Genomic DNA, 19,664 nt, shown 5'->3' with positions numbered 1-19,664 from the left:
GACCATTCCTCGGGAATACCCGCCCCATCTGGCCCTATCGCCTGTACCATTTCACGCCGATTATTTCGCTTCAAGACAGATTCGACACTCTCGTATCTCAAAAATATCCCGCAGGTGCACCATTTTTGGTTTCGGCGGAATATATTGGTCAGAAGAACGGCCGCGGCGGCTACCGGCGGAGCAGCCCGCGGCATCATCCCGAAGAGGACCGCTAGATGATCAGGGTAATGCTGGCTGACGATCACGCAGTCATGCGGGACGGACTGCGTCACATCCTGGAAACGGCCGGCGGTTTCGAAATCGTCGGCGAGGCGAGCGACGGCGCGGCCACGCTCGCGCTGGCCGAGCGTCGCGCCGCCGACGTGCTGCTGCTCGACCTGTCGATGCCCGCGCCGACCGGTATCGAGCTGATCCGGCTGGTCAGGACGCATGCGCCGTCGCTGCGCATGCTGGTGCTGACGATGCATGCGGAGGCGCAGTACGCGGCGCGCACGTTCAAGGCCGGCGCAACCGGCTACCTGACGAAGGACAGCGCGACCGCCGAACTCGTCGAGGCCGTCATCAAGGTCGCGGCGGGCGGCGTGTACGTGAGCCGGTCGGCAGCCGAGAGCCTCGCGCGCACGCTGCGCACGCCGGCCGACATGCTGCCGCACGAGCGGCTGTCCGCGCGCGAACTCGACGTGATGCGCCGCATCGTCGCGGGCCAGACGGTCACGCGGATCGCGGCGGAACTCACGCTGAGCGCGAAGACGGTCAGCACCTACAAGACCCGCATCCTCGAGAAGATGGAACTGCCGCACGAAGCGGCGCTGGTGCGCTACGCGATGCGCCACGATCTCGACCTCGGCGTCGACGACGCATGATGCCCGCGTTCCGCGTCCGCTCCGCCGCCCCCGACGACGACGACGCGTCGGATCCGTCGCGCCTGTTCATGTCGTCGCTGCCGCCCGACCGGCGCGAGCGGCGGCTCGCGATCGCGACGGTGATCGTGTCGGCCGTGATCTTCGCCGCCCTCGCGCCGTTCGCGGGCGTGCCGCTCGCGCGCGTGTTGGGCTTCATTCCCGTGTACCAGTCGGCGATCGTGATCAACGACATGGTGACGGCCGGCCTGCTGCTCGGCCAGTACGCGATCCTGCGCGAGAAATCGTTGCTCGCGCTCGCGGGCGGCTACCTGTTCACGGGCTTCATGGCCGGCACGCACATGCTGACCTTTCCTGGGCTGTTCTCGCCGACGGGCCTGCTCGGCGCGGGCGAACAGACCACCGCGTGGCTCTATCTGTTCTGGCACGGCGGCTTTCCGCTGACGGTCGCCGCGTACGTGCTGCTGCGCGCGGCGGCGCGCGCGCGACCGCCGTCGCTCGAGCAGCGTCGCGCGGCGATTCCGATCCTGCTTTGCATCGCGTCGGCCGCGGGCGCGACCGTCGCGCTCGCGCTGCTCGCGACCGCCGGCCACGACCTGCTGCCGCGCATCATGCAGGGCAACCGGATGGCGTCGACGATGACGCACGCGATCACGATCGTCTGGGCACTGAACCTCGCCGCGCTCGTGTTGATGTGGCGGCTGCGGCGTCGTCATTCGGTGCTCGATCTGTGGGTGATGATCGTGCTCGTCGCCTGGCTGTTCGACATCGCGCTGTCGGCGATGCTGAACCACGGTCGCTTCGACCTGGGCTTCTACGCCGGGCGGACCTACGGCCTCGTCGCATCGTGCGTCGTGCTGTTCGCGCTGCTGTTCGAGAACGGCCGGCTGCATGCGCAGACGGTGCGCGCGCTGGCCGGCGCGCGCTATCAGCACCTGCTCGTCGTGCAGAAGAGCGCGCAGCTCAACGAGGCGAACGAACGGCTCGAGCAGCGCGTCGCGGCGCGCACCGCGCAGTTGAGCGCGTCGAACCGCGACCTGCGGCGCGAAGTCGAGGAGCGCGTGCGCGCGGAGCGGGCGCTGCAGGCGTCGCGCGAGGAGTTGCGCGAGATCGCGGCGATCAGCGCGAGCGCACGCGAGGCCGAACAGCGCCGCATCGCGCGCGAACTGCACGACGAACTCGCGCAGACGCTCGCGGCGCTGAAGAACGATCTCGAATGGCTGCTCGACCGCGTGCCGCAGGACGACGCGCCGCTGGCGCGCAAGATCGCGGCGATGCATGCGCTCGCGCGCGGCGCGGTGACGGCCACGCGGCGCATCGCGTCCGACCTGCGTCCGCTGATGCTCGACGACCTCGGGTTCGCGGCCGCGATGCAATGGCTCGTGGAGGATTTCCAGCGCCGTCACGGCATCGCGTGCGCGCTGCACGTCGAGCCGGGCGAATTGCTGCTCGACGAACCGTATGCGACGGCCGTGTTCCGTATCGCGCAGGAAGCGCTCGCGAACGTCGCGCGGCACGCGGCCGCGTCGAGCGCGACCGTGGCGCTCGTCTACCGTAACGAGATGATCGCGCTGACGATTCGCGACGACGGTGCGGGCTTCGATCCCGGTGCGCCGCGCAAGTCGGGATCGTTCGGGCTGGTCGGCCTGCGCGAGCGCGCGTATCTCGTCGGCGGCACGCTGCGGATCGATACGACGCTCGGCGAAGGGACGACGGTGGAGGTGGATATTCCGGTGGCGTCGGCGCATGTGGCGATTGCGCATGACGGACGGGGGACGTCACGGACGGAAGAGGTAAGGGCGAAGCAGTAGCGGCGGTGTGCTGCCATGGGGGTCAGTGGTAGTCCTCTTCCCGCTGATGCCGAACGGTGAGGATCGTGACTTGTTCGACCGTGCCCGTCGATCGCCACCACTCGTCTAATCAGTTGCCAACGCTACACGTGCGGCTTTCAGCATCGTCACAGGTCAGGTCTGGACTTCTGCGGCATCGACGTATTCACCGACCATGCCCGTCGCTCACCCCGCTCGTCTAACCGGTTGTCGTCGCTGCACGCGCGGCATTCAGCATCGTCCCAAGGCTGGCCTGGACTTCTGCGGCATCGACGTATTCACCGGTACGCCGCGCCTCATCGGCCGACGCCAGGCCGCGCGCGACAAACTCGCGCTGCGTTCGTCGGCGTGCGACGGCAGCGCGCAGCGTCGATTCGACGAACGCGGACAGCGTCTCGTTTTCCTCCAACACGCTTTCCGCTGCCTCGAGCAACTTGCGATCGACTCGAAGCACGGACATCGCCGTCGTTTTCATTTCGCTCTCCATGCATGCGGAACGCATGCACGGTAGCACATCGGCCCGATCGGCAGCAGGGACTGCGCGATACCGCAGCCCCCGGCCGCCGCCGCCCATCACACCCGCGCCGCCACCATCCCCCGCTCCGAGCGCGTCCACGCGACGAGCGCGCCGATCCCGAGCAGCGCGAGGCACACGATCGGCACGATCATCGGCCCGAACGCCGTGCCCGTCACCTTGCCCGCGAACGGCATCAGGTTCTGGCTGAAGAAGCCGCCGAGGTTGCCGATCGAGTTGATCGCCGCGACGCTCGCCGCCGCACGCGCGCCGGTGAAGTAACGCGGCGGCATCGACCAGAAGCACGGATACAGCAGCGGGATGCACGCCCCGCCCAGCACGAGCGCGACGAAGCGCAGCGGCGTCGACGGCAGCACGAGGCTCAGCAGGAAGCCGAGCGCGCCGAGCGCCGCGACGATCGCGATCGTGCGCAGGATGCTCTTCGCGCGGCGCAGCTTCGACGGCAGCCACACCAGCAGCACCACCGCGAGCGCCCACGGCAGCATGCTCAGCAAACCGTTCGTACTGCTCGACACACCGAACGATTTCACGAGCGTCGGCAGCCAGTACGTAACGCCGTACAGCGACGTCGACATCAGCATGTAGGTCGCCGCGAACAGCATCACGCGCGGATCGAGCAGCGCCTTCCACGGCTGCGCATGCTCGGCCTGCGCCGGCTTCTCGCGCTCCAGCGCGGCCGCGACGATCTGCTTCTCGCGTTCGTCGAGGAACGGCGCCTCGCGGAACGACGCCGGCAGCACGCGGAACACGACGATCGCGACGATCACCGCCGGGATACCCGTCGCCACGAACACCCACTGCCAGCCCGCGAGCCCCCACACGCCGTTCAGGCTCAGCAGCACGCCGCCGACCAGCGAGCCGAGCATGTTCGCGAGCGCGCTGCCGAGCGTGAAGATGCCGAGCACCTTCGCGCGATAGCTCTGCGGGAACCACAGCGTCAGGTAATAGATCACGCCCGGATAGAAGCCGGCCTCGGCGATCCCGAGCAGGAAGCGCAGCGAACAGAACGCGGGCATCGACGTCGTGAAGCCCATCAGCACGGTGATGAGGCCCCACGTCAGCATGATCCGCGCGAGCCACACGCGTGCGCCGTAGCGATGCAGTGCGAGCGTGCTCGGCACCTCGAACAGCAGGTAGCCGATGAAGAACAGCGACGACGCGAGACCGAACGCGGCCTCGGTCATCCCGAGGCTGTGCACCATCTGCAGTTTCGCGAAGCCGACGTTCTGCCGGTCGATGAACGCGATCAGGAACATCACGACGAGGATGGGCATCAGGCGCCGCGCCATCTTCGACATGATGCGCTGCTCTTCGGCGGACGCGGGGTCCAGGGTTTCGGTGGCATTCACTGCGGGCTCCTCCGTGAAGCGGTTGCTTGTCGGTTGAATCGGCGCCGCGCGCGATGCATGCGCGGGCGCGGTTGGGTTCGATGAAATCGGGATCCGGAAACGGATGGCCGCCGTCGTCAGCCGGTCCGGTAGTCGTCGAGCATCGGCGCGAACATCTCGTGCCACGCGCGCGGCTTCGCCTTGATCGTGCCGGCGAGATACAGGAATTCGACGTAGTCCATCAGCTGGTTCGGCTGCACCGAGAAACGCGTGTCAGGCGCGGCGAGCATCTGCATCACATCGTCGTGCGACACGGCGACACCCGACGACGCCGCATACAGCGCGGCCGCCGCGCGCGGGTCCTGCGCGATCAGGCGGTTCGCTTCGTCGAGCGCACCGAGAAACGCCGCGGCCAGCGCGGGCTCCGTATCGACGAGCCGCTTCGGCGCGAACACGACGTCGAGCGTCAGCGGGCCGAGCACGTCGACCGAATTCACGACACGATGAATGCCCGGCTGCCGCAATTCGAGGGTCGAGAACGGCGGCGACGTGAAGTGTGCGGTGACGCCGTTCTCGCGGCGGATCAGCGCCTGCATCGCCTGCGGATGCGGCAGGTTCACGGTGATCGAGTCGAGTTGCGTGAAATGCCGCGCGCCGAGCTGCCGGCTCGCGACCATCTGCAGCACGACCGCCGACAGCGACGTGCGGATGCCCGGCACCGCGATCCGGTCGGACGGCGTGAAGTCGCGCAGCGACGTCAGGCCCGGACGGTTTGCATTGAGCGACAGCGAGGTCGTGGACAATCCGCTGATGCCGATCACCTCGACGTTCGGAATCCCGCGCGCCCGCGCCCACAGCTCGATGAAGCCCGGCGCGCCGGCACCCGCGAAATCGAGCGTGCCGGCCATCATCGCGTCGTTGACGGAATTGCCGCCGTCGAGCAGCACCCAGTCGACCGCGACGTCGCGCAGGCCGTGCCGCGCCGCATGCCGCTCGAACAGGCGCTGCTTCTCCATCACGAGCAGCGGCAGGTACAACACGCCATAGCCTTTCGAGATCCGCACCGTGCGTGGCTTCGCGCGCACCGGCGACGGCGCCCCGAGCGCGCCCAGCATGCCGAGGCCGGCGGCGAGCAACGCGCGGCGGCGCGGCGACGTCTTCATGCGCATGCCTCCATGCGGCGCGCGACCAGCGGCAACGTGGCAGCCGGCGTCAGGCTACGCCGTGCATCCGGCCGCGCCTTCGTCGTGCCCGTGACATGCTGCATGTTGCCGTCTCCTCTGGTATTAATGCCGTCGTCGCTTGCTCCGGCTGAACACAGGTTATCGAGCGAGTCTGAGAAAATACTGACATCCCGCCCCCGGGAAAACCCCTAACCCCTCACCCTGCAAACGGCACCATGCGCATTCTCGTCGTGGAGGACGATGCCGAAATCGGCGCGGCGATCCGCAGCCGCCTCGCGCGGCTCGGCCATGCCGTCGATCTCGAAACCGACGGCTCGACCGCGAACGGCCTGCTGCGCGTCGAGCGCTTCGACCTCGTCGTGCTCGATGCGAACCTGCCCGGCCTCGACGGCTTCGCGGTGCTGCGCAACCTGCGCGCGTCGGGCAGCACGACGCCGGTGCTGCTCGTCACCGCGCGCTCGGCGATCGACGACCGCGTGAGCGGCCTCGGCCTCGGCGCCGACGACTATCTCGTGAAGCCGTTCGACTACCGCGAGCTCGATGCGCGCGTCCAGGCGCTGCTGCGCCGCAACAGCGGCCATGCGAACGACGTGCTGACGCTCGGCGGCCTCGTGATCGACCGCAGCAGCCGGCTTGCCGAACTCGACGGCCAGCCGCTGTCGCTGTCGCGCCAGGAATTCGCGCTGCTGGAGATCCTCGCGAGCCGTCCGCAGCGGATCTTCTCGAAGGACGAACTGCTGAACCAGCTGTTCAGCTTCGGCAACGAGCCGACCGCGAACGCGGTCGAGCAATACGTGACGCGCGTGCGCAGGAAGCTGCAGGGCAGCTCGGTCGAGATCCGCACCGCGCGCGGGATGGGGTATCAGATTGCCGCGCACTGACTGGTTCCCGAAGACGCTGTTCGGGCGCACGCTGCTGTTCATCGCGCTCGTCGTCGCGACCGGTGCGCTCGCGCTGGCCGCGATCGCGCGCTACTACGCGGGCGTCGCGGCCGAGCGCGCGTACGACCAGCTGCTCGCCGGCGCGTCGATCCAGGTCGCGGAGAACCTGTACGTGCAAGGCGGCGTGCTCGCGCTGAACCCGCCCGTCGCCGCGCTGTCGACGCTGTCGCGCTACGACCTCGTCTACTACAAGGTGGTCGATTCGCGCGGCGTCGTCGTGGCCGGCTACAACGATCTCGCGAACCCCGCGACGCTCGCGGCCGCGAAACAGGGCCCGTCATTCGCGAACGCCGTCTACCAGGGTCACCGGATCCGCACCGCGACCATCGCGCGCTACATGCCGGAGGAAAGCACGCCGGGCTGGGCGCTCGTGACGGTTGCGCAAACAACCAATGCGCGGCAACAGCTGACGAACGACATGAGCATCAAGGTGTGGACGCTGATCCTGCTGATGAGCGTGCTCGCGATCGGCGCGAGCGGCCTCGCGATCCGGCGCGGGCTGCGCCCGCTCGCGCAGATCGGCACGATCATCGCCGCGCGCGACCCGGCCGACCTGCGGCCGGTGGCCGTCGACACGCCGAGCGAGATCGACGCGATCATCGGGTCAATCAACGGGCTGATGCGGCGGCTCGCCGAGCGGATCAACGCGATGCAGCGCTTCATCGCCGACGCCGCGCACCAGATGCGCACGCCGCTCGCACGGCTCGACGCGCAGATCGAACTGCTCGACGGCGAAGCCGATCCCGCGCGTCATGCGGCGCGGCTCGATGCGTTGCGCGCGACCTGCTCGGATGTCGGGCGGCTCACCGGGCAGTTGCTCAATCATGCGATGGTGATTCATCGCACCGAGGTGGTGCCGCTGCAGCCCGTCGATCTCGTCGCGCTCGCGAAGGACGTGCTCGGCCGCACGATTCCGCTCGCGGACGCGCGCGACGTGGCCGTCGCGTTCGCGAGCGACGCGCCGCATGCGTGGATCGACGGCGATGCAATCAGTCTGCAGGAGGCATTGTCGAACGTGCTGCACAACGCGCTGCTGCACGGGCATGCGGACGATATCGTCGTGTCGGTCGCCACCGCGGGCAACGCGGATCGGTCGGTGACGCTGACCGTCACCGACAACGGGCGCGGCATTCCGCGCGAGCATTGGGACGCGGCATTGCAGCCGTTCGTGCGGATCGCGCCGGACGGCAGCGAACGCCGCACCGGGTCGGGGCTCGGGCTCGCGATCGTGCAGGAAGTGATGAAGGCGCACGGCGGGCGCGTCGGGTTCGCGTTTCCCGATGCGGGCGGGTTCGCGGTGGTGCTGACGTTTCCGCGGCCGGCGACGGCGCACGCCGGTCACGCATGAATCGGCGGAACGCGGCGCCCCTTCCGTCGACTACGCCGCCACCGCCTCCCCGCCGAGATACGCATCGCGCACGCGTTCGTCGTCGAGCAGCGTTTTCGCGGGCCCTTCGAGCACGACGCGCCCCGTCTGCAGTACGTATCCGTAATGCGCGATCTCCAGCGCGAGGCTCGCGTTCTGCTCGACCATGAACACCGTCACGCCCTGCCGGTTGATCGTGTCGATCAGTTCCAGCACCTTGTCGACGTAGAGCGGCGACAACCCCATCGTCGGCTCGTCCATGCAGATCAGCTTCGGACGCGCCATCAGCGCGCGCGCCATCGCGAGCATCTGCTGCTCGCCGCCCGACAGCGTGCCCGCGCGCTGCGCGAGCCGCTCACGCACGCGCGGAAACAGTTCGAGCACGCGCGCGTAGTCGTCGGCCACCGCCGTACGATCGCCGCGCGTATAGGCGCCCATCAGCAGGTTCTCGCGCACGCTCATGTCGCCGAACAGCCGCCGCGCCTCGGGCACGGCCGCGATCCCGCGCCGCACGCGCTGCGGCGTCGCGAGCGCGGTCACGTCGTCGCCGTCGAAACGCACGACGCCGCGACGCGGCCGCATCAGCCCGAGAATCAGCTTCATCGTCGTGGACTTGCCGCTCGCGTTGCCGCCGAGCAGGCTGACGATCTGCCCACGACCGACTTCGACGTTCACGTCGAAATGCACCTGCACCGGGCCGTAGAACGTGTCGAGGTGTTCGAGTTTCAGCAGTGCGTCGGTCATGGTCGTGTCGGGTCCGGAAGAAGGTGCGCTCATGCGGCCGCCTGCACGGTGCGCTCGGCCGTCGTGCCGCCTGCATGGCGGCGACCGAGATAAGCCTCGATCACGCGCGGATCGTGCCGCACGTCGCGTGGCGCGCCTTCGGCGATCTTCACGCCGTTGTCGAGCACCATCACGCGGTCGGACACGCGCATCACGAGTTCGAGCTTGTGCTCGATCAGCAGGATCGTCAGGCCGCGCGTCTTCAGCGACTGGATCAGTTGCAGCATCTCGGCGGTCTCGGTCTCGTTCATCCCGGCGGTCGGCTCGTCGAGCAGCAGCAGGCGCGGATGCAGCGCGAGCGCGCGGCCGATCTCCACGCGCCGCCGGTTCGCATACGACAGGCTGTGCGCCGGATGATCGATGCGCGGCGTGAGCCGCTCGCCGAACCCGGCGATGATGTCGCGCGCCTCGTCGCGCAGCGCCGCTTCCTCGCGCCGCACCGACGCAGGCCGCACGAGCGCGCGCCACACCTCGGCCGCCGCGCCGAGCGCCGGCCAGCCCGGCCGCGCCGCGCGCAACCGCGCGTGCGCGCCGATCAGCACGTTGTCGAGCACGCTCAGGTTGCCGAACACGCGGCCGTGCTGGAACGTGCGCGCGATGCCGAGCGCCGCGAGCCGTTCCGGCGGCGTGCCGGTGATGTCGCGGCCGTCGAACGTCACGCGGCCGGCATCGGGGCGGTCCGCGCCCGCGATCAGGTTGAACAGCGTCGACTTGCCCGCGCCGTTCGGGCCGATCACGCTCAGCAGCTCGCCGTCGGCGAGCGTCAGGCTTGCCGCGTCGAGCGCGGTCACGCCGTCGAAGCGGCGCGTCAAACCCCGTACGTCGAGCAAGGGTCGAGTGGTGGTCATCGCATTCCTCCTCACACCGTGCCGAGCAGGCCCTGCGGCCGGAACCGGACGAGCAGCAGCAGCACGAGGCCATAGATCAGCATCCGGTAGTCGGCCGCCCAGCGGAACAGCTCGGGCAGCCCGATCAGCGCGATCGCGCCGACGACGCCGCCGAGCACGTTGCCGAGCCCGCCGAGGATCACCATCGTCAGCGCGAGGATCGACACCTGCGAATCGAAGGTCTGGTGATTGATGTAGCTGTACAGGTGCGCGGCGATGCCGCCGCTCACGCCGGCCGCGACGCCGCCGACCGCGAACGCGATCGCCTTGTAGCGGTTCGGTGCGATGCCGTGCGCACGTGCGGCGACGTCGTCCTCGCGCACCGCGCGCAGCGTGCGGCCGAGATGCGAGCGCAGCAGCCGCACCTGCACGAGCGCGAACGCGACGAGCACCGCGAGCGTGAACCAGTACGCGGCGCGCGCGGTCGTCGCCCACGGCAGCGGCGCGATGCCGGTGATGCCGAGCGGGCCGCGCGTGAGGCCGTCCCAGTTCAGGATCACGAGGCTCACCACTTCGCCGATCCCGAGTGTCGCGATCGATACGTAGTGCCCGCGCAGCCGGAACGCCGGATAGACGAGCAGCGTGCCGAGCACGGCGGTGATCGCGCCCGCGCACGGAATCGTCACGGCCGGCGACCAGCCGAGATCCGACGACAGCAGCGCCGACGCATACGCACCGATCACGAGCAGCGCGGCGTGGCCGAGCGAGATCTGCCCGACCGTGCCCGCGACGAGCGTGAGGCTCAGCGCGAGCAGCCCGTACAGCCACGCGTTGGTCAGCGTCTGCAACACATAAGGCGATGCACCGAACCACGGCAGCACGGCCGCCGCCACGATCAGCACCACGAGCACCGGGCGCGGCACGCGCACGGCTTTCGCGGCCGCGAAGAAGGTGCCCGTCATCGGCTCCGGCGGCAGCGCGCGCTTCCCGCTGAACAGGCCGTTCGGCCGCCACACGAGGAACACGATCAGCAGCCCGAACGCGAACAGGTCGCGATAGCTGGTGCCGAACAGCGCGACGCCGTAGCTTTCGACGAGGCCGAGCAGCAGGCTGCCGGCGATCGCGCCGGGCACGTTGCCGAGCCCGCCGATCAGCAGCGCGACCACGCCCTTCAGCGTCGCCTGGAAGCCCATCGCCGGATCGATGCTGTTGTAGTACATGCCGACCAGCAGCCCGCTGACACCGCCGAGCGCGCACGCGATCGCGAACACCGTCTGGTTCACGCGATCGACGTCGACGCCCATCTGCAGCGCCGCGTCGCGATCCTGCGCGGTCGCGCGCACGGCCCAGCCGAGCCGCGTGAAGCGCAGGAAGCCGTACAGCAGCGCGGCCGCCGCGAGGCCGATGCCGGCGATCAGCAGGTCGAGCGCACCGAGCGTCGCGCCGGCGATGCGCAGGTGCCAGTCGGGCAGCGGCGTCGGCACCGCACGCGGGTCCGCGCCGAACGCGAGTTGCGCGAGCTGGTCGAGGATGAAGCTGATGCCGATCGTCGCGAGCAGCGGCGCGATGCGCGCGGCGTGGCGCAACGGCCGCAGCCCGACCCGCTCGATCGCGATGCCGAGCGCGCCGCAGCCGACGACGACCGCCGCGAGCGCGGCCGGCAGCGGCAAGCCGAAGCGCGTCAGGCACAGCCAGCCGATGAAGGCGCCGACCATGTAGACCGAGCCGTGCGCGAAGTTGATCAGGTGCGACACGCCGAAGATCAGCGCGAGCCCCACCGCGAGCAGCGCGTAGATGTTGCCGACGATGAGGCCGTTGAGCGTGTAGTCGAGCCAGGAAGCCATCACGATGCGTCCGTCATTTGCATGCGGTTCCGGGTCGGGGTCAGCGCGCCGCGAGCTGCGGCTTCGCGCCGTCCCACAGCGCCCACTGCCCCTGCTTCACGACGAGATACACGGTGCGTGCGCCCGCGACGCGGCGCGTCTGCGGATCGAAACGCACCTTGCCGAAGATCACGCTCGGCACGTCGCTCACTTTCTCGAAGCCGTCGTGCGCGGCCTGGCGCGTCACGCCGTAGCGGCGCAGCACTTCGGCCGACAGGATCAGCGCATCGTATGCACGCGCGACGAACGAATCGGGATCGGCATGGAATTTCGCGCGATAGCGCTGCACGAACGCCTGCACCTCCGGTCGCGGTTCGGCCGGGAAGAAGTTCGATTCCGTATAGACGCCTTCGACGGCCGTGCCGCCGAGTTCGAGGAACTTCGGCGAATACACGGAGCCGACTGCCGCGATCGGCAGCGTGAGCCCCGACGTGCGCGCCTGCCGCACGATCTGCGCGCCGTCCGCGTAGTAGGAAATCAGCACGATGGAATCGGGCTTCGACGCACCGATCCGCACGAGCGTCGAGCGGAAATCCTTCTCCGCCGGCTGGTAGCCTTCGGCCGCGACGACCTGCGCGCCGAGCCCCGTCACCGCCTTCGCGAAGATGTCCTTGCTGGTGCGGCCCCAGTCGGTGTTCAGGTACAGCACCGCGATCCGCTTGAAGCCGAGCTCCTTCACCGCGTAGCGCGCGAGCAGCGGCTGCTCCTCGGCCTGGCTCAGCGCGGTGCTCCACAGGTAGTCGCCGCCCTTCGTGAAATCCGGATGGGAGTTCGTGAAGCCGAACTGGATCAGCTGCCCGCGCTGGTAGATCGGCGACGCGGCCATCGACGTCGCGCTGGAAAAGTCGCCGAGCTCGATCACGATGCGCGGGTCCGCGACGAATTTCTGCGCGATCGCCACCGCCTGACGCGGATCGCTGCGGCTGTCCTGGAAGTCGACCGCGAGCGGCCGGCCGTGGATGCCGCCGCTGCCGTTGATCTCGTCGAGCGCGAGATCGAAGCCGCGCTTCCATTGTTCGCCGTATTGCGCGTCCTGCCCGGTGAGCGGCCCGCTCACGCCGATCACCACCGGCTCGCCGGACACGCCCGCCGCGAGCGCGCCGCCCGTCGACAAGCCCCATGCGGCAGCCAGTGCCGCCACCGTGCCCAGCACGCGCCGCCATGCGCCGCGTGCGTCGTTCCCCGAAACGTTCATGCGTCCCCCCAGCTTCAGTCAGTCGAAAAGAGTGAGGGCATGTAACCATCCGGTTCAGGGCGTTCCAACGAAGTTTTGCGCATATCGATATCGTGCGCGGCGCGAAGCGCAACATCACTGCCACGGTCTCCTGCACGGCGCGTCCCGCGCGACGCATCGGCATGCGCTGCAGCGCATTGATTCGATTGACGTTTGCCGTCGTGCAGCGCTGCCGGCCGACGCGCGTGCATGCACGGCTCGTCGTCCCGGCGCGCGTGCCCTTCGCATGTTTGGTACTGTCGATAGCAAAAATCATTATATGAATCGTGCATGCTCGCACTCCTACAATGCGCAAATCGCATCATCGGAACGCGTCATGGAGTTGCATCAACTCGAAGCCTTTTCCGCGGTCATGTCGGCCGGCAGCGTGACCGGCGCGGGCGAACTGCTCGGCCGCTCGCAGCCGGCCGTCACGCGGCAGATCCAGGAGCTCGAAGCCGATCTCGGCTATGCGCTGTTCGACCGGCACGGCCCGCGCGTCACGCCGACGCGCCGTGCATTCCTGCTCTACGAGGAAGTCGAACGCTCGCTCGTCGGCCTGCGCGCGATCGAAGCGCGGGCGCGCGCACTCGGCGACGAAACCGCCGAACCCGTGCGCATCGCGGCCACGCCTTCACTCGCGGCCACGCTCGTGCCGGCCGCGCTCGCCGCACTGCCCGACGGCGCGCACGCGCCGCACTACCAGTTGCGCAGCGAGTCGGCCGAACACGTCGTGCACGAAGTGCTCGCCGGCACGGCCGATATCGGCGTCGTCACGCTGCCGATGGCGCATGCGGGGCTCGACGTGCACTGGATCGCGCAAACGCCCTGCGTCGCCGTGCTGCCGGCCGACGATCCGCTCGCGGGCAAGCCGCGCATCGCGCTGCGCGATCTCGCGGGCCGCCGCATCGTGACGGTCGCGAACCGGCACCGGCTGCGCCAGCGGATCGATGCGGCATTCGCGGCCGCACGCGTCGACGCGCACGTGTTCATCGAAACCAATGCATCGCTGAACGCGGTGATGGCCGCGCGCGCAGGCGTCGGGATCGGCATCGTCGACCCGGCGACCGGCGTGGCACTGCCGGTGGACGGCGTCGTCGCACGACCGCTCGATGTCGACATCCCGTTCGCGTTCGGTGTCGCGACGCCCGCCGGCAAGACGCGCACGGCCGCCGTCGAGGCGCTGCTCGACGCGCTGCAGAACACGACGCGCGCGCTGCTCGACGACGTGACCTTTCACGATGCATCCGTGCACGACGCGTTGTTGCGAGGCGACCGGTTGCGCATCGATCGCCCGCCTCGCGTGACACGCGCCACACGAACCGCCCGCACACGCGGTACCCGCCCGGAGGCCGCATGACGGCGACGCCCGACACACCCGACACACCCGACACACCCGACGCACCCGACACGCTCGACGCACTCGAAGCCCGCCTCGCCCAGGACCTACGCTGGCTCGACCTGCCCGCGCCGTCGTGGGTGCCGCCGCGCGACGTCGACGGCACGCGCGTGCTCGACGTCGCGATCGTCGGCGGCGGAATGGCGGGGCTCGCGGCATCCGCCGAACTGCGCCTGCTCGGCATCGACAACCAGTGCGTGATCGACCGCGCACCGGCCGGCTACGAAGGCCCGTGGATCACGTTCGCGCGGATGGAGACGCTGCGCTCGCCGAAGCAGCTCACCGGCCCCGCGCTCGGCCTGCCCGCGCTGACGTTCCGCGCGTGGTTCGAAGCACGATACGGCCGCGACGCGTGGGATGCGCTCTACAAGATTCCGCGCACGCAATGGATGGAATACCTGCGCTGGTATCGCCGCGTGCTCGACCTGCCGGTGCGCAACGACACCGCGCTCGTGGCACTGCGTCCGCGCGACGACGGCCTGCTCGCGCTCGACCTGCGCGCGAACGGCCAGGCGCAGACCGTGCTCGCGCGACACGTCGTGCTGGCGACCGGCCGCGACGGGCTCGGCGGCCCGTACGTGCCGGCCGTCGCGCAACGCGCGCCGCGCTCGCGTTGGGCCCATTCGTCCGAGCCGATCGATTTCGCTTCGCTCGCCGGCAAGCGCGTCGGCGTGGTCGGCGCGGGTGCGTCCGCGTTCGACAATGCGGGCACCGCGCTCGAAGCGGGCGCCGCGCGCGTCGACCTGTTCTTCCGTCGCGCGGACATTCCGCGCATCAACAAGCTGACGGGCATCGGCAGCCCGGGCCTCGTGCACGGTTATGCCGATCTCGACGATGCGACGAAGTGGCGCTTCATGCACTACGCGCTGACGTCGCAGACACCGCCGCCGCGCGACAGCGTGCTGCGCGTGTCGCGGCATGCTCACGCACACTTCCATGCAGCCAGCCCGATCGAAACGCTGGTCGAACACGCGGACGGCCTCGACGTCGTCACGCCGCGCGGCCGCTACACGGTCGACTTCCTGATCTTCGCGACGGGCTTTCATTCCGACTGGACGACACGCGCGGAATTCGCGTCGTTCGGGCCGCATGTGCGGCGCTGGAAGGATCGCTATCAACCGGAACCGGACACATGGCTCGACGAGCTCGCCGAGTCGCCCGACCTCGGCCCCGCGTTCGCGTTCCAGGAACGCGAGCGCGGCGCCTGCCCGGCCGTCACGCGCATCCATTGCTTCAACCATGCGGCGAGCCTGAGCCACGGCAAGCTGTCGGGCGACATCCCCGCGATCAGCGCGGGCGCCGGGCGGCTCGCACGCGGCATCGCGAGCCGGCTGTTCGACGCCGATCGCGACCGCCACTACGACGCGCTCGTCGCGTTCGCGACCGCGGAGCTGCAGGGCGACGAATGGCGCGACGCCGACGCATGAGCGCCGCCGCGATCCACGCTACTCACGACGACTGGAATCCATCACGATGACCGAACCCATCCCGCCGGCCGCCGCGCCGGATACGATCGACGCCGTCGCCGGCCTGCGCGAAGGCGATGCCGTGGCCACGCTGCGTCGCGCACGCGACAAGGTGCTGCTCCATACGCGGCTCAGCGAAGCCGCGCTGTTCGACACCGCTCTGCCCGATCTTTCGTTAATCGAACGATTGCATGCGGCGCGGTACGTCGCGCAGCGCTCGAATGCGCACGCACTGGCCGCAACCTATCGCGCACGGCTGATCGACGCAGGCGGCACGCCCGACGACATCGCCCGCGCGGATGCCGATGCATTCGACGCGCTGCCTCGACGCCTCGGCGCGCTCCTCGCGCATGCGCGGCGCCTGACGCGCTCGCCCGCCGACGCACGCCCGTCCGATCTCGACGCACTGAAGTCGGCCGGGTTCACGACACCCGCGATCGTCGCGCTGTCGCAGCTCGTCGCCTTCGTCTCGTATCAGCTGCGTGTCGCGGCAGCGGCGCAAGCGTTGCAGGCGCGTGCCGCCCGGGAGGCCGCATGACGATGGCCACGCACGGTTTCACGTCCGCCACGCTCGGCTGGCGTGCATGGCTCGACACGGTGCCGCTCGAGCGCGCCACGGCCGACCAGCTCGCGGTGCTCGAAGCGAGCCATCCGCAAGCGAAAACGTCTGACTACTACCTGCTGCTCGTCCACCTGCCCGACATCCTGCGGCAGCGTTCCGGCGTGTTCAACGCGATCATGTATGGTCCGGGCGGACTGTCGCGCGCGGAACGCGAGCTGGCAAGCACGGCCGTGTCGCGCGTGAACGGCTGCGTGTATTGCGCATCGGTGCACGCACAACGCTTCGCGCAGCTCGCGAAACGCACCGATGCGATCGACCAGGTGTTCGACGATCCGTCGACAGCCGGCACGACCGCGCGCGAACGCGCGATCATCCGCTATGCGGTCGCGCTGACCGAGCGGCCCGACACGGTGGACGAACGCGACATCGCCGCGCTCGAAGCCGAAGGGCTCACCCACGAAGAAATTCTCGACCTGTCGCACGCCGTCGCGATCTTCGCGTGGGCGAACCGGCTGATGCTGACGCTGGGCGAACCGGTGTTTCCCGAACCCGCAGCGGGCAACTGACACGCCGCCGCGCTGGCGCAGGCGAGCACGCCGGCCGACGCGCGCCGCCGCGCGTCACGCCTTGTGCGTCGACAACAGAATGCTCGTCTCCGTATTCGCGATCCCGTCGATCAACCGGATCGCGCCGAGCACGCGATCGAAATGCTCGAGCGAATCGGCGTGCAGCTCGGCGACCAGATCCCAGCGCCCGTTGGTACTGTGGATCGACGCGACGTTCGGATGCCCGCGCAGCACCTTCACCACTTCCGCGCCGCGATTGCCCTGCACCGCGATCGACATCAGCGCGCGGATCCGGTGCCGCTCGGCGGCCGGCTTGAGCCGCACCGTATAGCCGACGATCACGCCGTTCTTCTCCAGCCGCGTCAGCCGGTTCTGCACGGTCGCGCGCGCGACGCGCAACGCCTTCGCAAGGGCGACGACGGGCATCCGCGCGTTGTCGCGCAGCAGCGCGATGAGTTGCCGGTCGACGTCGTCGAGCGTAATCATGAACGGACCTTCCTGTTGAACGTGACACGGCCGCCAGCGTGCCGGACGGCACGCATTTCGACCAGCATGATTTGAACAAACTGCCATATCCGGCCAGCAATCTGCCAAGTCTATCGAGAAATCTGCCATTTTTGCCGTCTTTTTGTTGGCTCGACTCACGGAAATAATGACTCCATCGACCGGCCGCATGGGCCGCAACGCCGCTTTTGATGGAGCCGGGGCCCGGGCCGACACGCCCGCCCCGGTCGACCAGAACGCCTGGACACGCGTCCGGGGCAACAAAATGGAGACAGACCTATGACCCGCTTCCTCGACGTTCCCGCCACCGCCCGACTGATCGCCCAGACCGGCGTCACGCCGTTCCTGCGCGCGCTCGTCGACACGCTGCGCGCCGATTACCTGCACTGGGCCGACTTCGACAAGTCGCCGCGCGTCGCCTGCCACTCGCGCGACGGCGTGATCGAGCTGATGCCCGTCGCGAACGCGTCGCTGTTCGCGTTCAAGTACGTGAACGGCCACCCCGTCAACGCCGCGCGCGGGATGCACACCGTGATGGCGTTCGGCGCGCTCGCCGAAGTCGACACCGGCTACCCGCTGCTGCTCGCCGAACTCACGCTGACCACCGCGTTGCGCACCGCCGCGACGTCGGTGCTGGCCGCGCAGGCGCTCGCCCGCCCCGACGCGCGCACGATGGCGCTGATCGGCAACGGCGCGCAGAGCGAATTCCAGGCGATCGCATTCCATACGCTGCTCGGCATCGACGAGATCCGCGTGTTCGACGTCGATCCGCTCGCGACCGACAAGCTCGTGAAGAACCTCGCCGCTTACCCTGAATTGCGCGTCGTGCGCGCCGCGTCGACCGCCGACGCCGTGCGTGGCGCCGACATCGTGACGACCGTCACCGCCGACAAGGCGTATGCGACCATCGTCACGGCCGACATGATCGAGCCCGGCATGCACGTGAACGCGGTCGGCGGCGATTGCCCGGGCAAGACCGAGCTCGACGCGGGCGTGCTGCAGGCGGGCCGCGTGTTCGTCGAATTCGAGCCGCAGTCGCGCATCGAGGGCGAGATCCAGCAGATGCCGGCCGACTTCCCGGTGACCGAACTGTGGCGCGTGCTGCAGGGCGAGACGACCGGCCGCGAGCGCGCAGATGAAGTCACGGTGTTCGACTCGGTCGGCTTCGCGCTCGAGGACTACTCGGCGCTGCGCTACCTGTATGCGCTCGCGCAGCAGCACAACGCGGGCGTCGAGATCGCGCTGATTCCGCCGGCCGTCGATCCGAAAAACCTGTTCGCGCTGATCGACGATCCGGCCGCGATCGCGCAGGGTCATGCGGCGTTCGTGACCGAAGCCGTCGCCGCGTTCGCACGCTGATCGTCATCCCGAGCGGCCGGCGCGCCGCCCGATTCTCCGCCTGTCTCTTCAAACGTTCATGAATCTCGTATCGATCCAGGCGCCGGCCGCCGTCGTGATGATCCGGCCGCACCGCTTCCTGCCGAATCCGCAGACCGCGGCCGACAACGCGTTCCAGCGCACGGCCGTCGGCGGCGCGCACGACACGCTGTCGGTGTCGGCCGCCGCGCGCGACGAAGTCACGGCCGCCGCGCGCACACTCGCCGATGCAGGCGTGCGCGTGCACGTGTTCGACGATCACGGCGAGCGCGACACGCCCGACTCCGTGTTCCCGAACAACTGGTTCTCGACTCATCCGGGCGGGCATATCGCGCTGTTTCCGATGCATAGCCCGAACCGCCGCCGCGAGCGGCGCGCGGACATCGTCGAAATGCTGAAAGAGGAATACCGCGTGCAGGACGTGATCGACTACTCGGGGCTCGAATACGACGACGTGTTCCTGGAAGGCACCGGCGCGATGGTGCTCGACCACGTCGCACGCATCGCGTACACCGCGCGTTCGCGCCGCGCCGATCCGGTCGCGCTCGAACGCTTCTGCACGCACTTCAACTTCGAGCCGATCTGCTTCGACACGGCCGATGCGAACGGCAACCCGATCTATCACACGAACGTGATGATGAGCGTCGCCACCGAGTTCGCGATGATCGGCCTCGACCTGATCGCCGACCGCCGGCGCCGCGACGAAATCGCGCAACGCCTGACCGAAACGGGCCGCACCGTGATCGCGCTCGATCATGCGCAGATCGCGAATTTCGCGGGCAATACGCTTGAGTTGTCGGGCAAGGACGGGCGCGTGCTCGCGCTGTCGCGGCGCGCGTTCGACTGCCTCACCGGCGGCCAGCGCGCGACGATCGAACGCTCCGCGCGGCTGCTGCCGCTCGACGTGTCGACGATCGAACTGGCCGGTGGCTCGGTGCGCTGCATGCTCGCGGGCATTCATCTCGCGCGGCGGGCCGCAGCACATGACGTGAAGGAAATGGAATCGGCGGCGCGGTAACGCGAACCGGTGCCGCACGCCTG

The 19,664-nt window shown here is 69.1% G+C and carries 18 protein-coding genes; 10 read left to right on the top strand and 8 right to left on the bottom strand.

The features are described from left to right. Window positions 1-215: 215 nt before the first annotated feature. A complete protein-coding gene (locus DIE04_RS11615) occupies window positions 216-863 on the top strand; it encodes a response regulator transcription factor (RefSeq protein ID WP_124487681.1) in 648 nt (215 codons plus the stop codon). Next, window positions 860-2,671, top strand: coding sequence for a sensor histidine kinase (locus DIE04_RS11610; RefSeq protein WP_185500346.1), 1,812 nt, complete (start codon window positions 860-862; stop codon window positions 2,669-2,671). The genes DIE04_RS11615 and DIE04_RS11610 overlap by 4 nt, the downstream gene beginning before the upstream one ends. Window positions 2,672-2,888: 217 nt before the next feature. Here the strand turns inward: DIE04_RS11610 and DIE04_RS11605 are convergent, their stop codons facing one another. The 3 genes from DIE04_RS11605 to DIE04_RS11595 all read right to left on the bottom strand — a co-directional run bounded on the left by DIE04_RS11605 (window position 2,889) and on the right by DIE04_RS11595 (window position 5,715). Then, entirely contained in the window at window positions 2,889-3,164 is a 276-nt protein-coding gene (locus DIE04_RS11605; RefSeq protein WP_124487682.1) for a YlcI/YnfO family protein, read from the bottom strand. Between the two features lie 98 nt (window positions 3,165-3,262). Continuing rightward, window positions 3,263-4,573 carry an MFS transporter gene (locus DIE04_RS11600; RefSeq protein ID WP_044845376.1) on the bottom strand — a complete coding sequence of 437 codons (1,311 nt, stop codon included), beginning with the start codon at window positions 4,571-4,573 and terminating at the stop codon, window positions 3,263-3,265. Between the two features lie 116 nt (window positions 4,574-4,689). Beyond that, window positions 4,690-5,715 carry an ABC transporter substrate-binding protein gene (locus DIE04_RS11595; RefSeq protein WP_124521997.1) on the bottom strand — a complete coding sequence of 342 codons (1,026 nt, stop codon included), beginning with the start codon at window positions 5,713-5,715 and terminating at the stop codon, window positions 4,690-4,692. 236 nt (window positions 5,716-5,951) lie between these two features. On the opposite strand from DIE04_RS11595, the gene DIE04_RS11590 reads away from it, so the two are divergent. Further along, window positions 5,952-6,617 (top strand): response regulator transcription factor, encoded by a 666-nt coding sequence (locus DIE04_RS11590; protein WP_124521995.1) that lies wholly within the window; start codon window positions 5,952-5,954, stop codon window positions 6,615-6,617. Continuing rightward, window positions 6,604-8,025, top strand: a complete 1,422-nt coding sequence (locus DIE04_RS11585; RefSeq protein ID WP_124521993.1) for a sensor histidine kinase — start codon at window positions 6,604-6,606, stop codon at window positions 8,023-8,025. The genes DIE04_RS11590 and DIE04_RS11585 overlap by 14 nt, the downstream gene beginning before the upstream one ends. Window positions 8,026-8,055: 30 nt before the next feature. On the opposite strand, the gene DIE04_RS11580 is transcribed toward DIE04_RS11585, so the two are convergent. Genes DIE04_RS11580 through DIE04_RS11565 form a run of 4 tightly spaced genes read right to left on the bottom strand, consistent with a single transcriptional unit; the run spans window position 8,056 to window position 12,731 of the window. After that, on the bottom strand, window positions 8,056-8,820 hold the full coding sequence (locus DIE04_RS11580; protein WP_044845379.1) for an ABC transporter ATP-binding protein: 765 nt from the start codon (window positions 8,818-8,820) through the stop codon (window positions 8,056-8,058). Further along, window positions 8,817-9,674 (bottom strand): ABC transporter ATP-binding protein, encoded by an 858-nt coding sequence (locus tag DIE04_RS11575; protein ID WP_044845380.1) that lies wholly within the window; start codon window positions 9,672-9,674, stop codon window positions 8,817-8,819. The genes DIE04_RS11580 and DIE04_RS11575 overlap by 4 nt, the downstream gene beginning before the upstream one ends. 11 nt (window positions 9,675-9,685) lie before the next feature. Further along, complete coding sequence (locus DIE04_RS11570) at window positions 9,686-11,497, bottom strand: ABC transporter permease (RefSeq protein WP_124522072.1); 1,812 nt, start codon at window positions 11,495-11,497, stop codon at window positions 9,686-9,688. 40 nt (window positions 11,498-11,537) lie between these two features. Beyond that, window positions 11,538-12,731: an ABC transporter substrate-binding protein gene (locus DIE04_RS11565; RefSeq protein WP_124521991.1), complete on the bottom strand. Its 1,194-nt coding sequence runs from the start codon at window positions 12,729-12,731 to the stop codon at window positions 11,538-11,540. Window positions 12,732-13,086: 355 nt separating this feature from the next. Between DIE04_RS11565 and DIE04_RS11555 the strand changes: the two genes are divergently transcribed. From DIE04_RS11555 to DIE04_RS11540, 4 genes are read left to right on the top strand one after another with little or no spacing between them, the layout of a single operon-like run. Continuing rightward, window positions 13,087-14,109 carry a LysR family transcriptional regulator gene (locus tag DIE04_RS11555; protein WP_124521989.1) on the top strand — a complete coding sequence of 341 codons (1,023 nt, stop codon included), beginning with the start codon at window positions 13,087-13,089 and terminating at the stop codon, window positions 14,107-14,109. Next, entirely contained in the window at window positions 14,106-15,575 is a 1,470-nt protein-coding gene (locus tag DIE04_RS11550) for an NAD(P)-binding domain-containing protein (protein ID WP_124521987.1), read from the top strand. Before DIE04_RS11555 ends, DIE04_RS11550 begins: the two co-directional genes overlap by 4 nt. Before the next feature lie 46 nt (window positions 15,576-15,621). Next, the gene (locus DIE04_RS11545; RefSeq protein WP_124521985.1) at window positions 15,622-16,152 is read left to right on the top strand and encodes a CMD domain-containing protein; all 531 of its coding nucleotides are present in this window, start codon (window positions 15,622-15,624) and stop codon (window positions 16,150-16,152) included. After that, a complete protein-coding gene (locus tag DIE04_RS11540; RefSeq protein ID WP_124521983.1) occupies window positions 16,149-16,742 on the top strand; it encodes a peroxidase-related enzyme in 594 nt (197 codons plus the stop codon). Before DIE04_RS11545 ends, DIE04_RS11540 begins: the two co-directional genes overlap by 4 nt. A 54-nt stretch (window positions 16,743-16,796) precedes the next feature. Here the strand turns inward: DIE04_RS11540 and DIE04_RS11535 are convergent, their stop codons facing one another. Then, the gene (locus DIE04_RS11535; protein ID WP_044845386.1) at window positions 16,797-17,228 is read right to left on the bottom strand and encodes an Lrp/AsnC family transcriptional regulator; all 432 of its coding nucleotides are present in this window, start codon (window positions 17,226-17,228) and stop codon (window positions 16,797-16,799) included. A gap of 297 nt (window positions 17,229-17,525) precedes the next feature. On the opposite strand from DIE04_RS11535, the gene DIE04_RS11530 reads away from it, so the two are divergent. Both DIE04_RS11530 and ctlX read left to right on the top strand, forming a co-directional pair. Continuing rightward, a complete protein-coding gene (locus DIE04_RS11530; protein ID WP_124521981.1) occupies window positions 17,526-18,605 on the top strand; it encodes an ornithine cyclodeaminase in 1,080 nt (359 codons plus the stop codon). A 58-nt stretch (window positions 18,606-18,663) separates the two neighbouring features. Continuing rightward, the gene (gene ctlX / locus DIE04_RS11525) at window positions 18,664-19,641 is read left to right on the top strand and encodes a citrulline utilization hydrolase CtlX (protein WP_124520389.1); all 978 of its coding nucleotides are present in this window, start codon (window positions 18,664-18,666) and stop codon (window positions 19,639-19,641) included. Window positions 19,642-19,664 lie beyond the last annotated feature (23 nt).

This window comes from Burkholderia sp. Bp8994, assembly GCF_003853805.1.
GTDB lineage: Bacteria > Pseudomonadota > Gammaproteobacteria > Burkholderiales > Burkholderiaceae > Burkholderia.
The sequence above is the reverse complement of the archived record's forward strand: the minus strand, read 5'-3'. Positions and strand labels throughout refer to the sequence as shown.

Excerpts from the sequence above, each read along its gene's own strand:
- DIE04_RS11615 (WP_124487681.1), top strand. The coding sequence starts at position 216 with ATGATCAGGGTAATGCTGGCTGACGATCACGCAGTCATGCGGGACGGA.
- DIE04_RS11610 (WP_185500346.1), top strand. The coding sequence starts at position 860 with ATGATGCCCGCGTTCCGCGTCCGCTCCGCCGCCCCCGACGACGACGAC.
- DIE04_RS11605 (WP_124487682.1), bottom strand. The coding sequence starts at position 3,164 with ATGAAAACGACGGCGATGTCCGTGCTTCGAGTCGATCGCAAGTTGCTC.
- DIE04_RS11595 (WP_124521997.1), bottom strand. The coding sequence starts at position 5,715 with ATGAAGACGTCGCCGCGCCGCCGCGCGTTGCTCGCCGCCGGCCTCGGC.
- DIE04_RS11590 (WP_124521995.1), top strand. The coding sequence starts at position 5,952 with ATGCGCATTCTCGTCGTGGAGGACGATGCCGAAATCGGCGCGGCGATC.
- DIE04_RS11580 (WP_044845379.1), bottom strand. The coding sequence starts at position 8,820 with ATGAGCGCACCTTCTTCCGGACCCGACACGACCATGACCGACGCACTG.
- DIE04_RS11575 (WP_044845380.1), bottom strand. The coding sequence starts at position 9,674 with ATGACCACCACTCGACCCTTGCTCGACGTACGGGGTTTGACGCGCCGC.
- DIE04_RS11570 (WP_124522072.1), bottom strand. The coding sequence starts at position 11,497 with ATGGCTTCCTGGCTCGACTACACGCTCAACGGCCTCATCGTCGGCAAC.
- DIE04_RS11565 (WP_124521991.1), bottom strand. The coding sequence starts at position 12,731 with ATGAACGTTTCGGGGAACGACGCACGCGGCGCATGGCGGCGCGTGCTG.
- DIE04_RS11555 (WP_124521989.1), top strand. The coding sequence starts at position 13,087 with ATGGAGTTGCATCAACTCGAAGCCTTTTCCGCGGTCATGTCGGCCGGC.
- DIE04_RS11550 (WP_124521987.1), top strand. The coding sequence starts at position 14,106 with ATGACGGCGACGCCCGACACACCCGACACACCCGACACACCCGACGCA.
- DIE04_RS11545 (WP_124521985.1), top strand. The coding sequence starts at position 15,622 with ATGACCGAACCCATCCCGCCGGCCGCCGCGCCGGATACGATCGACGCC.
- DIE04_RS11540 (WP_124521983.1), top strand. The coding sequence starts at position 16,149 with ATGACGATGGCCACGCACGGTTTCACGTCCGCCACGCTCGGCTGGCGT.
- DIE04_RS11535 (WP_044845386.1), bottom strand. The coding sequence starts at position 17,228 with ATGATTACGCTCGACGACGTCGACCGGCAACTCATCGCGCTGCTGCGC.
- DIE04_RS11530 (WP_124521981.1), top strand. The coding sequence starts at position 17,526 with ATGACCCGCTTCCTCGACGTTCCCGCCACCGCCCGACTGATCGCCCAG.
- ctlX (WP_124520389.1), top strand. The coding sequence starts at position 18,664 with ATGAATCTCGTATCGATCCAGGCGCCGGCCGCCGTCGTGATGATCCGG.